Genomic DNA, 13,829 nt, shown 5'->3' with positions numbered 1-13,829 from the left:
GTCAGCCCTTAACTGCGATTTCGATGCCTTCGGTGGCTACCTGGGCCAGGTGTCGGATCTGGTCTTCGGTGATCACGTAAGGCGGCATGAAGTACACCACGTTGCCCAGCGGGCGCAGCAGGGACTGGCGGGTGAGGGCATGCTGGTACACCTTGATGCCACGGCGTTCCTGCCAGGGGAACGGGGTTTTGCTGGCTTTGTCTTTGACCATTTCGATGGCCAGGGTCATGCCGTGCTGGCGGATGTCACCCACGTTGGGGTGGTCGGCCAGGTGGGCGACGGATTCGGCCATGCAGCGGGACAGCTGGCGGTTGTTTTCGATGACGTTTTCGTCCCGGAAGATGTCCAGGGTGGCCAGGGCGACGGCGCAGCCGATAGGGTTGCCGGTGTAGCTGTGGCTGTGCAGGAACGCACGCAGGGTTTCGTAGTCGTCGTAGAAGGCGTTGTAGACGGTGTCGGTGGTGAGCACTACGGACAACGGCAGGTAACCGGCGGTCAGACCCTTGGACAGGCACATGAAATCCGGGGTGATGCCGGACTGTTCGCAGGCGAACATGGTGCCGGTGCGACCAAAGCCCACGGCGATTTCGTCGGCAATCAGGTGTACGCCATAGCGGTCGCAGGCTTCGCGCAGTTTGGTGTGGTAAACCGGGTGGTGCATGCGCATGCCGCCGGCGCACTGGATCAGGGGCTCCACTACCACGGCACAGATTTCGTGGTGCCGTTCGGCCAGCAGCTTGTCCATGGCCTCGAACTGGCGCAGGGCGTAGTCTTCATCGGTTTCGCCCGGCTCCTTGTTGTAGGCATCCGGCGAGGGCGCCGTCAGTACTTCCATCAGCAGCGGCTGGTAGGTGTCTTTGTAAAGGGCAACATCACCCAGCGCCAGCGCGCCCAGGGTTTCTCCGTGGTAGCTGTTGCTGAGGTTAACGAAGTTCTTCTTGCCCGGATGGCCCTGGTTTTTCCAGTAGTGATAGCTCATCTTCAGGGCCGCTTCGATGGCAGACGAGCCGTTGTCTGCGTAGAAGCATTTGTTCAGCCCCTCCGGCGTAACCTCAATCAACCGCTCGGACAAGTTCACTACCGGTTCGTGGCTGAAGCCCGCCAGGATGACATGCTCCAGCTGGCCGATCTGTTCCTGGATAGCGGAGTTGATGCGCGGGTTGGCGTGGCCGAACAGGTTTACCCACCAGGAGCTGACCGCATCGATGTAGCGATTGCTCTCGAAATCTTCCAGCCATACGCCTTCGCCCCGCTTGATGGGAATCAGCGGCAGGGTTTCGTGGTCTTTCATCTGGGTACAGGGGTGCCACACGGATTTAAGGTCCCGTGCGACCAGGTCGGCATTGCGCATGGTTGTCTCCTGTCAGGCTGCGGAGGCGGTGAATAAATATCCGGATGCGACATGATACTTGGCTGTCAGCAGCCTTAACAGCTCCTTACTGTGAACCAGTCGGATGACCGGCTTGCCATAGCCCGGCGCCAGACCGGCCAATGTTGGTGCACCAGCCTGCGGCAACAATGGAATAAAAATAACAGGAGTCGAATATGGAGCTGAATCTGAAACACCCCTATGAGGCTGGTGTGGATCATGTGCTCGAGCGTTTTTTCAGCGAAAGCCACATTATCGAAAAGAACGAGAAAATCGGGTCCCGCAATGTACAGCTGGCCGAGCTGCGCAAAGACGATGTGTCCGGCAAGTTGGTGATCGAGCGCGAAATGATGGCTTCTGCGCCCGTGCCGGGAGTGCTCACAGGCTTTCACCGGGAGTGGAATCGCGTGCGGCAGGAGGAACACTGGTTCCGTAAAGACGACGATGAGTGGCACTGCGAGTTTCGGGTGAAAATCGACGGTGTGCCGGCGAAGATCAAGGGCGAAATGCGGCTTCAGGGTAACGGTAACCGCTGCATCAATTATGTGAATCTGTCGGTTCGTTGCGATGTGCCGTTGTTGGGCAAGAAAGTGGCGAGATTTCTGGCGGATGACTCCCACGCCAAGATTGAACGGGAGTATGAAGTCATCCGCCAGCTGCTTTGACCCGCCGGTTCAGTGCGCCAGCACCCGGGACAGGAACGCCTGGGTGCGCTCGTTCTGAGGGTTGTCGAACACATCTTCAGGCCGGCCTTCTTCGACAATCTGGCCTTCATGGATGTAGATCACCCGGTCTGCCACTTCCCGGGCGAAGCCCATTTCGTGGGTGACGACCATCATGGTCATACCCTCTTTGGCCAGCTCCCGCATCACGTCCAGTACTTCACCGATCATTTCCGGATCCAGTGCCGAGGTGGGTTCATCGAACAGCATCAGCCGGGGTTCCATGGCCAGGGCCCGGGCAATGGCGACCCGCTGCTGCTGGCCGCCGGATAGCTGGTTGGGGTATTTGTCGGCCTGGCTGCCAATGCCTACACGTTCCAACAGTCGCTCGGCGGTAGCGTTGGCGACTACCTGGGAGGTGTTTTTTACCTTCATGGGCGCCAGCATGATGTTCTTTCTTACCGTCAGGTGCGGGAACAGGTTGAACTGCTGGAACACCATGCCGACTTCCTTGCGGATTTCGGCAAGGGCCTGCTGGTTGCCGCCTTTCGGCGCCAGTTTCTGGCCATCCACTTCCAGTGTGCCGGATTCAAATTCTTCCAGGCCGTTAACGCAGCGGATCAGGGTAGATTTGCCGGAGCCACTGGCCCCGATGATCACCACGACTTCGCCCTGTTCTACGGTCAGCTCTATATCTTTCAGGACATGCAGTTTGCCGAAGTACTTGTTCATGCCCTTCATCTTTACGATCTGAGTCATTACCCGGGCTCCTTCAGACAGACGCAACGCCGCGGCGTTCAAGCAGCCGCAGAATCAGGGACAGGGACAAGGTTATGGCCAGGTACATAAGGGCCACTACGAAGTAAACCTCGAAGGCGGTAAAGGTGTTGGCGATATACACCTGGCCCTGGCGGACCAGTTCGCCCACGCCGATCACCGAGAACAGCGAGGTGTCCTTGATGCTTACGATAGCCTGGTTTCCGAGCGGCGGGATCATGCGCCGGAAGGCCTGGGGCCAGATAATCGACCAGAAGGTCTGGGTACGGGACAGCCCCAGTGACAGGCCGGCTTCGCTCTGGCCTTTGTCGATAGACTGCACGCCACCGCGCACCACTTCGGATATATAGGCGCCGGAGTTCAGGGCGATCGCGGCAATACCGGCTGTCAGCGGGTCGATGGGGCCGCCGACCAGGTCCGGCAGGCCGTAGAAGATAAACAGCACCTGCACCAGGATGGGGGTGCCGCGAAAAATTTCGATATAGGCGGTTGCCGGCCAGCGCAGGAACCATTTTTTGTTGATGCTGAGCAGGCCAAAAACGATGCCGAGTATAAAGCCGATGGCCAGGCCACCGAAGGAAATCATCAGGGTGTAGGGAATGCCCTTGGCCAGGTAGGGAATGGAATCAATGGCCGCTTGCCAGTCAAACTGAAACTGGAATTCCACGGTGTGTTTCTCCGTTGGGTTGGGAGGAGGCGCCCGGGGCATTGTGTGCCCCGGGCGGGTCAAGTGGAGGTTTACTTGTCTTCAGGCATCGGGCCGAACCATTTTTCGTAAATGGTTTTGTAGGTGCCGTCTTCCTTGATTTCTGCCAGGGCCTCGTTCACCGGGCCAACCCATTCGCTACCTTTTTTCAGGGCGATACCGTACTGCTGGCCTTCATACAGCGGGCCTACGGTTTTCACCTTGCCTGCGCCGCGGGTGCTGGCGAAGTAGCCTACGTTCGGGGCGTCGTAGAAAACCGCATCTACCGCGCCGGACATCAGCGCCATATACATGTCGGAGCTGCCGGGGTAGGGGGTTACGCCGTCGTTATCGTCCAGGTTCTTGGTGAGGAAGTCGTAGCTGGTGCTACCAATCTTGGTGCCGACTTTCTTGCCTTCCAGGTCAGACATTTCCTGGGTGCCATCGTCTTCGCGAACCAGGATACGCAGGCCGGAATCGTAGTAAGGGTCGGAGAAATCGACGATTTGCTTACGCTCATCGGTAATGGTGATGCCGGCAATAGCAATGTCGACGTTACCGGTTTGCAGGGCCGGGATGATGCCGTTGAAATCCATGGTGTTCAGGTCGTAATCAAAGCCCGCACGCTCGGCGACTTCGGCGATGATTTCCATGTCGAAACCGATCATTTCGCCGGTTTCCTGATCCATCATTTCAAACGGGACGAAGCTGGGGTCGGTGACTACGCGCAGGGTCTCTGCGCTTACCGACGTGGCGGCGACAGACAGTGCCAGGCCAGCGCCCAGGGTTTTCAGCCATGTTGTACTCATGCTTGCTCCTTTCTCTTATTGTGGTTCCGTCTGCCCGGTAAGGCAGGCTGCGCTATGACCGGTTTGTTCGGTATTGCACAGGGAACATTGATGGGGATGCATCAGATACAGGTTAGCCCATCTTGAAAGGATTTGCAGGAAATCAGGTGGTTAGAAAACGAAAGAGGGGCCGAAGCCCCTCTTTGTACTGCTTTGAAGAATGCCTTAGAAAGCAATCTTTTCGCGGTCGCTGATTCCCAGGTTCTTCCAGATGGAAATGCTGGGTTCGGCCTGGTTCAGGGTGTAGAAGTGCAGCCCCGGAGCCCCGGCTTTCAGCAGCTTTTCACACATCTCGGTGACCACGTCTTCACCGAACTTGCGGATGCTGTCGGTGTCGTCGCCGTAGGCTTCCAGCTGCTTGCGGATCCAGCGGGGGATTTCCGCACCGCACATATCCGAGAAACGCACCAGGCTGGAGAAGTTGACGATGGGCATGATGCCCGGCACCACCGGAATGGTGACGCCCATCTTCTCCAGGCGGTCGATGAAGTAGAAGTAGCTGTCGGCATTGAAGAAGTACTGGGTGATGGCGCTGTTGGCACCGGCCTGTACTTTTCGTGCGAAGTTTTTCAGGTCTTCCTCGGCATTGCGGGCCTGGGGGTGAAATTCCGGGTAGGCGGCCACTTCCAGGTTGAAGTGATCCCCGCTGTGTTCCCGGATGAATTCCACCAGTTCGTTGGCGTAACGCAGCTCACCGGAGGCGCCCATGCCCGAGGGCAGGTCGCCGCGCAGGGCGACGATCCGGTTGATGCCGTTCTCTTTATACACGTCCAGCAGCTCGCCGATCTCTGCGCGGGTACCACCCACGCAGGACAGGTGCGGTGCTGTGGAAATACCCTGCTTGTGCAGGTTCAGCACCGTTTCGATAGTGCGATCCCGGGTGGAACCGCCGGCTCCGAAGGTGACCGAGAAAAAGTCCGGGTTTACCTCGGCCAGCTGGTTGCGTACCGCCTGCAGCTTCTCCTTGCCCTGATCGGTCTTGGGCGGGAAAAACTCGAAGCTGAAGCGGCGTTTGAATTGCTTCTGGGATTCCATGATCGTTTCCGCTTAGTACCTGTAGCTTTCCGGCTTGTACGGGCCTTCGACCGGTACGCCGATGTATTTCGCCTGGTCCGGAGTCATCTTGGTGATCACGCCACCAAAGCCTTCCACCATGGCGCGGGCCACTTCTTCGTCCAGCTGCTTGGGCAGAACCTGGACGTAAACGCCCTTGGCCTTGGACTCTTCAGGCAGGTCCGCAAACTTGCGCTCGAACAGGTACATCTGCGCCAGCACCTGGTTGGCGAAGGAGCCGTCCATGATCCGCGACGGGTGACCGGTGGCGTTGCCCAGGTTCACCAGGCGGCCTTCGGACAACAGGATCAGGTGGTCGTTGCTGGCCTTGTCGCGGTAAATCACGTGTACCTGCGGCTTGACCTCGTCCCACTCCCAGTTCTTGCGCATGTAGGCGGTATCGATTTCATTATCGAAGTGGCCGATGTTGCACACCACGGCGCCGTTCTTCAGGGCTTTCAGCATGTTCGCGTCACACACGTTGACGTTACCAGTGGTAGTTACCAGCAGGTCAGTGGTGCCCAGCAGGTCGGTGTTGATGCCTTGCTCGGTACCGGTGTTGATGCCATCGATGTATGGAGACACCACTTCAAAACCGTCCATGCAAGCCTGCATGGCGCAGATCGGGTCGGCTTCGGTGACTTTGACGATCATGCCTTCCTGGCGCAGGGACAGGGCAGAACCCTTGCCCACGTCGCCGTAACCAATCACCAGCGCTTTCTTGCCGGACAGCAGGTGGTCAGTGGCGCGCTTGATGGCATCGTTCAGGCTGTGACGACAACCGTACTTGTTGTCGTTCTTTGACTTGGTCACCGAGTCGTTGACGTTGATGGCCGGGATCTTCAGAGTGCCGTCGCGCAGCATTTCCTGCAGACGGTGCACGCCGGTGGTGGTCTCTTCGGTCACGCCGTGGCACTTGGCGATTACCTGTGGGTATTCCTTGTGCAGCAGCTCGGTCAGGTCGCCGCCGTCGTCCAGGATCATGTTCGGCTCCCAGCCGTCTACGTCTGCGCCCACGGTTTTGTGCAGGCACCATTCGTATTCTTCGTCGGTCTCACCTTTCCACGCGAATACGGGAATGCCCTGAGCTGCGATGGCAGCGGCGGCCTGGTCCTGGGTGGAGAAGATGTTGCACGATGACCAGCGCACATCAGCGCCCAGCTCGACCAGTGTTTCAATCAACACGGCGGTCTGGATGGTCATGTGGATGCAGCCCATGATGTTGGCGCCTTTCAGTGGCTGCTCGGCTTTGTACTTCTCGCGCAGTTTCATCAGCGCGGGCATCTCGCCTTCGGCGATCTTGATTTCCTTACGGCCCCAGTCGGCGAGTTCGATATCTCGGACTTTGTAATCTTCGAAGTTGTTCGGAGTGCTCATGTGGTGCTCCTGTCATGTTTGAAATGGTTAGCCACGGAATCCACGGAAAAACACGGAAGGAAAAGATTTTTTTTGCCACTAAATCCACTAAAGGACACGAAAGTAAAAACAACTGCTTTTTTAGTGATCAGTCTTTTTTTCGTGTTCTTTCGTGGATTTCGTGGCAAATCATTTCTTCTTTATCTTTTTTCCGTGTCCTTCCGTGGATTCCGTGGCCAAAAAGTCTTTTAGATGCCCGCAGCGTCTTTCAGAGCTGCCGCCCGGTCAGTCTTCTCCCACGGGAACGCGGTGAAGGTCTTGCCGCCAACGGTCATCTCGTACGGATCACGGCCGAAGTGGCCGTAGGCTGCGGTGGCCCGGTACATCGGGTGCAGCAGGTCCAGCATGTTGGTGATGGCATACGGGCGCAGGTCGAAGTGCGCGCGTACCAGGTCGATGATCTTGTCGTCGCTGATCTTGCCGGTGCCGAAGGTGTTCAGGGAAATGGAGGTCGGCTGGGCCACACCAATGGCGTAGGACACCTGAATCTCGCACTTCTCAGCCAGGCCTGCGGCTACGATATTCTTGGCGACGTAACGGCCAGCGTAGGCGGCAGAGCGGTCAACCTTCGAGGGGTCTTTGCCGGAGAACGCGCCGCCACCGTGGCGGGCCATGCCGCCGTAGGTATCAACAATGATCTTGCGGCCGGTCAGACCACAGTCGCCCACCGGGCCGCCGATCACGAACTTGCCGGTTGGGTTGATGTGGAACTGGGTGTCTTTGTGCAGTAGTTCCGCCGGCAGCGTGTGTTTGACGATCAGCTCCATGACCGCTTCTTTCAGGTCTTCCTGGGTCACGTCCGGGTCGTGCTGGGTAGACAGAACCACGGCGTCGATGCCCACGACCTTGCCGTTTTCGTAGCGACAGGTGACCTGGCTCTTGGCGTCCGGGCGCAGCCACGGCAGCAGGCCGCTCTTGCGGGCTTCGGCCTGGCGTTGTACCAGACGGTGGGAGAAGGTGATCGGCGCCGGCATCAGTACGTCGGTTTCGTTGCTGGCATAGCCGAACATCAGGCCCTGGTCGCCCGCGCCCTGGTCTTCCGGCTTCTGGCGGTCAACGCCCTGGGCGATGTCGACAGACTGCTTGCCGATGATGTTGATTACGCCACAGGTGTCGCCGTCATAGCCCACATCCGAGGAGGTGTAGCCGATGTCTTTGATCACGCCACGCACCAGGTCTTCCAGGTCGACCCAGGCACTGGTGGTGATTTCACCGCCAACGATGGCCACACCGGTTTTCACCATGGTTTCGCAAGCTACGCGAGCGTGCGGGTCGTCGGTCAGGATGGCGTCCAGTACCGCGTCGGAGATCTGGTCGGCCAGTTTGTCCGGATGGCCTTCAGAGACCGACTCGGAGGTGAAGATGTTGTAGTCAGACATAGTGGTGCTCCTCTGTGAGCGTTTTCAAAATCGGTGTACGTAATTCTACGTACGTCAATATCAAAGTTTTTTGATGTTCCAGTGTCTGCGCGGGCTTCAGGCCGTTCCAGACGTTTTCCAGAATTCCCGTACCTGCACCTGGAAGCCGTTGCGCAGGCCGATAAACAGTTGCTCACCCGCAGTCAGGCCGGCATCGGCCGCCCAGGCGGTGAGTTCTTCCGGCTCGAAGCCCAGCCACAGGTCGCCGCAGTTCTCCTTGGCCCAGTCCTGGTCGTGGCTGCACAGATCACTGACGATCAAACAGCCACCGCTGTTCATCAGGGCCGCAGCGTCCAGGAAGATGTCCGCCGGGCTGGGTACGTGGTGCAGCACCATGTTGGCGACAATCAGGTCAAAGGCATCGCCCCGGGCCAGTACCGTATCGGTGACACCCTCAATAAGGTCGACGTTGTTCAGCCGTTCCTCAATGCAGGTGCGGGTGGCCTTGGCCAGCATGTCCTTGCTGTTATCCAGCCCCACCACATGATCGAACAGTTGTGACAGCACCGGCAGGAAGCCGCCTTCACCGGGGCCGATTTCCAGCACGCTGCGCCAGTCCTGCCGTGCTGCCCGCTTGCGGATCAGTTCGGCGGTGGGCTCCGCATACAGGTCAAAGGCGGCAATCAGCTCCTGCTGTTCCCGGAACTGTTCCGAGTGGCGAGAGAAAAACGCCTGGGATTGTTCAGCTCTTTGCTCCCGGATGGCCTCGATCTTTTCCTCGAGCTGCGGGGGCAGGGGCACCCGGTCGACGGTCTCAAAAATCTGCCGGATGGCCTGGTCAGCCAGCTTGTCGCTGTCCAGATGGAGCGGACGGCGGTAGAAGATGGCATTGCCTTCCCGCTGGGGCTCAAGCAACCCGGCTTTGTGCATCACCTTCAGGTGGTGGCTCATGCCGGACTGGCGCATATCAAACATCTGGCTCAGCTCCAGCACACCGAAGGTGTCCCGGCGCAGCACCCGCAGGATCTCCAGGCGCAAGGGATCGCCGCTCGCCTTGAAGATCGGTACCAGAGTGTCCACCGAGGACAATTCGTTCGCATGTGCATTGAGTGAGGTCATGGTTGGCAAGTGTAGGGGTGATTGGTTGGTCGATCAATAGCCATATCAAAATTTTTTGATATAGATTTATAGCGTTTGTGAAATCAGTCGCTTTGGTGATTTTGTACCGGCGCCATCGGAAAACCACTACATATGGATTTGCCCCGGCACACAGTAATCGGCGAAAATACGCGCCTTCTTTTTGAGCAGTTTTTGCAGCTTGAAGTCTTTTCCTGAAAAACACTGGAGAATTGTCAATGCCGTCCCGTAAAGATCTCGCCAACGCCATTCGCGCGCTGAGCATGGATGCGGTTCAGAAAGCCAAGTCCGGCCACCCGGGTGCGCCCATGGGTATGGCGGATATCGCCGAGGTACTGTGGAACGATTACCTGAGCCACAACCCGGCCAACCCGCAATGGGCCAACCGTGACCGTTTCGTGCTGTCTAACGGCCATGGCTCCATGCTGCAGTACTCCCTGCTGCACCTGAGCGGGTACGACGTTAGCATTGACGACATCAAGAACTTCCGGCAGCTGCACTCCAAGACTCCGGGGCACCCGGAATACGGTTACACACCGGGTATTGAAACCACGACCGGCCCGCTGGGGCAGGGCATTGCCAACGCCGTTGGTTTCGCGCTGGCCGAGAAATCCCTGGCGGCGCAGTTCAACCGCCCGGGCCACGACATTGTGGACCACTACACCTATGCGTTCCTGGGCGACGGCTGCCTGATGGAAGGCATCTCCCACGAAGTGGCGTCCCTGGCCGGTACTCTGGGCCTTGGCAAGCTGGTGTTCTTCTATGACGACAACGGCATTTCCATCGACGGCGAAGTGGAAGGCTGGTTTACCGACAATACTCCGCAACGTTTTGAGTCCTACGGCTGGCAGGTAATTCCGGACGTTGACGGCCACGATGCCGACGCCATCCGCGCGGCTGTTGAACAGGCCCGGGCCAACACCGAGCAGCCGACACTGATCTGCTGCAAGACTATCATCGGCTTTGGTTCCCCCAACAAGCAGGGCAAGGAAGATTGCCACGGTGCCCCGCTGGGTGACGATGAAATCGCTCTGACCCGCGAAGCCCTGGGCTGGCAGCATGGCCCGTTCGAGGTTCCGTCTGACATCTACGCCGCCTGGGACGCCAGGGAAAAAGGCGCCGCCGCCGAGAAAGCGTGGGAAGAGAAATTCGCCGCCTACGAAAAGGCCGAGCCGGAACTGGCGGCCGAGTTCAAACGCCGCATGGCGGGTGAGCTGCCGGCAGACTTCTCCGAAAAGGCCCAGGCCTACATCCAGGAGTGCCAGGACAAGGGCGACACTATCGCCTCCCGTAAGGCATCCCAGAACACCCTGAACGCCTACGGCCCGCTGCTGCCGGAACTGATGGGTGGCTCTGCCGACCTGGCCGGTTCCAACCTGACCATCTGGTCTGGCTGCAAAGGCGTGAGCAAAGAAGACGCCTCCGGTAACTATATTTACTACGGCGTTCGTGAGTTCGGTATGGCTGCGATCATGAACGGCATCGCCCTGCACGGCGGTTTTGTTCCTTACGGCGCAACCTTCCTGATCTTCATGGAATACGCCCGTAACGCGGTGCGCATGGCCGCGCTGATGAAGCAGCGTTCCATCTATGTATTCACCCACGACTCCATCGGCCTGGGCGAAGACGGCCCCACCCACCAGCCCATCGAGCAGATGGCCAGCCTGCGCACCACGCCCAACATGAGCATGTGGCGCCCGGCTGATGCCGTGGAATCTGCGGTAGCCTGGAAAGCCGCCCTGGAGCGCAACGACGGCCCAACCGCCATGGTGTTCTCCCGTCAGAACCTGCCGCATCAGCAGCGTGATGCAGAACAACTGGCCAACGTCGCCAGGGGTGGCTACGTGCTGTCTGACAGCGAAGGCACCCCGGAACTGATCCTGATCGCCACCGGCTCTGAAGTGGGCCTGGCCCAGGACACTGCCGCCAAGTTGCGCGAGCAGGGCAAGGCCGTGCGTGTGGTTTCCATGCCGTCCACCGACGTGTTCGACGCCCAGAGCGCCGAGTACAAGCAACAGGTACTGCCGCTGGAAGTCACCAACCGTATCGCCATCGAAGCCGGCATCGCCGACTACTGGTACAAGTATGTTGGCCTGGACGGCCGCGTTGTGGGCATGACCACCTTCGGTGAATCTGCCCCCGCTGGCGAGCTGTTCAAGGAATTCGGCTTCACCGTCGACAATATCCTGGAAGTGGCTGACGAACTGCTGGACGCCTGATGACCAACTCGACGCCGTTTCGCATCGCCATCAACGGGTACGGCCGCATCGGCCAGTGCGTGTTGCGGGCTCTTTATGAAAACGGCTATCGCGACCATCTTCAGGTGGTCGCGATCAACGAGTTGTCGGATATCGACACCATCGCCCACCTGACCAAGTACGACTCCACCCACGGGCGGTTTCACGGTGAGGTGGCGGTGGATGGCGACAACCTGGTGGTGAACGGCGACCGCATTCGAGTACTGCGTCACCCGGACCCGGCGGAACTGCCCTGGCGTTTGCTGGACGTGGATCTGGTGCTGGAATGTTCCGGCGCCTACTCGGACCGGACAACTGCGGAAAAACACATCGCAGCCGGTGCCCAGCGCCTGCTGTTCTCCCAGCCGGGAGAGCCGAGTGTTGACCGCACCGTGGTCTATGGCATCAACGATGGCGACCTTAACCCGCAGGATGTGATTGTGGCTGCAGGTTCCTGCACCACCAACTGCCTGGTACCGGTGATCAAGGTGCTGGACGACGCCTTCGGCGTAGAACAGGGCAGCACCACCACCATCCATGCCGCCATGAACGACCAGCCGGTGATCGACGCCTACCACCACCAGGACCTGCGCCGCACCCGCAGCGCGCTCCATAACATCGTACCGGTAGACACCGGCCTGGCCCGCGGCATCGAACGCTTGCTGCCCCATATGGAAGGCCGCTTCAGCTCCGTGGCCATGCGCGTGCCAACGCTGAATGTGTCTGCTATAGACATGGTGGTGAACGTACGTGAAGCGACCGATGTTGCGGCAGTAAACCTGCTGCTGAAAAACGCCGCTAACGGATCGCTAAAAGGCATTCTCGGCTACACCGACGAACTCCTGGCCAGCTCAGACTTTAACCACGACGCCCATTCCGGCGTGGTCGACGGCGGCCAGACCCGGGTGACCGGCGGCACCATGGTGAAAGTGCTGTGCTGGTTCGATAACGAATGGGGCTTTGCTAACCGGATGCTGGATGTCAGTAAGGTCTGGCTAACCAGAACCTGACGGATACAAAGGGGTCTGACCCCGAACGGGGTCAGACCCCGCCCAAAAGCTTAAACATTTGCACCTGTGAACCCATAACTACGGAACCTGATTATGGCCATCAAAAAAATGACTGACCTGAACCTCGCCGGCAAGCGGGTTCTGATTCGTGAAGACCTGAACGTACCGGTCAAAGACGGCAAAGTATCCAGCGACGCCCGCATCCGCGCCTCGCTGCCGACCATCAAGGCCGCCAAAGACGCCGGCGCCAAAGTCATGCTGATGTCCCACCTGGGCCGTCCGGAAGAAGGCGTGTACGACGAAGCCTCCTCCATGAAGCCCGTAGCCGAGCACCTGAGCACCCTGCTGGGCCAGGAAGTGCGCCTGATCAAAGACTACCTCGACGGCGTTGAAGTGGCCGACGGCGAAGTCGTACTGTTCGAAAACGTTCGCTTCAATAAGGGCGAAAAGAAAGACAACGAAGACCTCGCCAAGCAATACGCTGCCCTGTGCGATGTCTACGTGATGGACGCCTTCGGCACCGCCCACCGCGCCCAGGCCTCCACCCACGGAGTGGCTAAATTCGCCCCCGAAGCTTGCGCCGGCCCCCTGCTGGCAGCCGAACTCGACGCCCTCGGCAAAGCCCTCGACCACCCGGCCAAGCCCGTGGTTGCTATCGTTGGCGGCTCCAAAGTCTCCACCAAACTGGACGTCCTCAACGCCCTGGAAAAAGTGTGTGACCAGATCATCGTCGGCGGCGGCATCGCCAACACCTTCCTGGCCGCAGCCGGCCACCCGGTAGGCAAGTCCCTGTGCGAACACGACCTGGTCGACACCGCCAAAGACATCGCCAGCCGCGTTGAAATCCCGCTGCCGGTCGACGTAGTGGTTGCCAGCGAATTCGCCGAAACCGCCACCGCCACCGTGAAAAACATCTCCGACGTCAGCGCCGACGACATGATCCTCGACGTAGGCCCGGAAACCGCCGGCCAGTTCGCGAGCCTGCTCAAGAACGCCAAAACCATCCTGTGGAACGGCCCCGTCGGCGTGTTCGAATTCGACCAGTTCGGCAACGGCACCAAAGCCTTGGCCGAAGCCATCGCCGAAAGCGACGCGTTCTCCCTCGCCGGCGGCGGCGACACCGTTGCCGCCGTTGACAAATACGGCATAGCTGACAAGATCTCCTACATCTCCACCGGTGGCGGTGCGTTCCTCGAATTCGTGGAAGGCAAAACCCTGCCGGCAGTAGCCGTACTGGAAGAGCGCGGAGCGTAATCAACAAAGCGATTCTGAGAGAA

At 59.1% G+C, this 13,829-nt stretch carries 12 protein-coding genes; 4 read left to right on the top strand and 8 right to left on the bottom strand.

Features of this window, described 5'->3' with window-relative positions:
* Position 1 precedes the first annotated feature (1 nt).
* On the bottom strand, positions 2 to 1,351 hold the full coding sequence (locus AQ621_RS12035; RefSeq protein ID WP_058341650.1) for an adenosylmethionine--8-amino-7-oxononanoate transaminase: 1,350 nt from the start codon (positions 1,349 to 1,351) through the stop codon (positions 2 to 4).
* Positions 1,352 to 1,545: 194 nt separating this feature from the next.
* On the opposite strand from AQ621_RS12035, the gene AQ621_RS12030 reads away from it, so the two are divergent.
* Complete coding sequence (locus AQ621_RS12030) at positions 1,546 to 2,034, top strand: DUF2505 domain-containing protein (protein WP_058341649.1); 489 nt, start codon at positions 1,546 to 1,548, stop codon at positions 2,032 to 2,034.
* 9 nt (positions 2,035 to 2,043) lie between these two features.
* Here the strand turns inward: AQ621_RS12030 and AQ621_RS12025 are convergent, their stop codons facing one another.
* The 7 genes from AQ621_RS12025 to AQ621_RS11995 form a co-directional block, all read right to left on the bottom strand.
* On the bottom strand, positions 2,044 to 2,790 hold the full coding sequence (locus tag AQ621_RS12025) for an amino acid ABC transporter ATP-binding protein (protein ID WP_058341648.1): 747 nt from the start codon (positions 2,788 to 2,790) through the stop codon (positions 2,044 to 2,046).
* Positions 2,791 to 2,803: 13 nt separating this feature from the next.
* Entirely contained in the window at positions 2,804 to 3,517 is a 714-nt protein-coding gene (locus AQ621_RS12020; protein WP_201785337.1) for an amino acid ABC transporter permease, read from the bottom strand.
* A 29-nt stretch (positions 3,518 to 3,546) separates the two neighbouring features.
* Positions 3,547 to 4,302: a transporter substrate-binding domain-containing protein gene (locus tag AQ621_RS12015; RefSeq protein ID WP_022989729.1), complete on the bottom strand. Its 756-nt coding sequence runs from the start codon at positions 4,300 to 4,302 to the stop codon at positions 3,547 to 3,549.
* 204 nt (positions 4,303 to 4,506) lie between these two features.
* Positions 4,507 to 5,376, bottom strand: a complete 870-nt coding sequence (metF, locus tag AQ621_RS12010; protein WP_022989730.1) for a methylenetetrahydrofolate reductase [NAD(P)H] — start codon at positions 5,374 to 5,376, stop codon at positions 4,507 to 4,509.
* Positions 5,377 to 5,388: 12 nt separating this feature from the next.
* Positions 5,389 to 6,771: an adenosylhomocysteinase gene (ahcY, locus tag AQ621_RS12005; RefSeq protein ID WP_058341646.1), complete on the bottom strand. Its 1,383-nt coding sequence runs from the start codon at positions 6,769 to 6,771 to the stop codon at positions 5,389 to 5,391.
* Positions 6,772 to 6,998: 227 nt separating this feature from the next.
* Positions 6,999 to 8,189, bottom strand: a complete 1,191-nt coding sequence (metK, locus tag AQ621_RS12000; RefSeq protein ID WP_058341645.1) for a methionine adenosyltransferase — start codon at positions 8,187 to 8,189, stop codon at positions 6,999 to 7,001.
* A gap of 96 nt (positions 8,190 to 8,285) precedes the next feature.
* On the bottom strand, positions 8,286 to 9,287 hold the full coding sequence (locus AQ621_RS11995) for a metalloregulator ArsR/SmtB family transcription factor (protein WP_058342411.1): 1,002 nt from the start codon (positions 9,285 to 9,287) through the stop codon (positions 8,286 to 8,288).
* Positions 9,288 to 9,523: 236 nt separating this feature from the next.
* Here AQ621_RS11995 and tkt point away from each other — a divergent pair, with 236 nt between their 5' ends.
* The 3 genes from tkt (at position 9,524) to AQ621_RS11980 (ending at position 13,806) form a co-directional block, all read left to right on the top strand.
* Entirely contained in the window at positions 9,524 to 11,524 is a 2,001-nt protein-coding gene (gene tkt / locus AQ621_RS11990; protein ID WP_058341644.1) for a transketolase, read from the top strand.
* Positions 11,524 to 12,552: a type I glyceraldehyde-3-phosphate dehydrogenase gene (locus AQ621_RS11985; RefSeq protein ID WP_058341643.1), complete on the top strand. Its 1,029-nt coding sequence runs from the start codon at positions 11,524 to 11,526 to the stop codon at positions 12,550 to 12,552. Before tkt ends, AQ621_RS11985 begins: the two co-directional genes overlap by 1 nt.
* A 93-nt stretch (positions 12,553 to 12,645) precedes the next feature.
* Entirely contained in the window at positions 12,646 to 13,806 is a 1,161-nt protein-coding gene (locus AQ621_RS11980) for a phosphoglycerate kinase (protein WP_058341642.1), read from the top strand.
* Positions 13,807 to 13,829: the final 23 nt, after the last annotated feature.

Source organism: Marinobacter sp. P4B1, assembly GCF_001447135.1.
In the GTDB taxonomy this organism is placed as follows: Bacteria; Pseudomonadota; Gammaproteobacteria; order Pseudomonadales; family Oleiphilaceae; genus Marinobacter; species Marinobacter vinifirmus.
The sequence above is the reverse complement of the archived record's forward strand: the minus strand, read 5'-3'. Positions and strand labels throughout refer to the sequence as shown.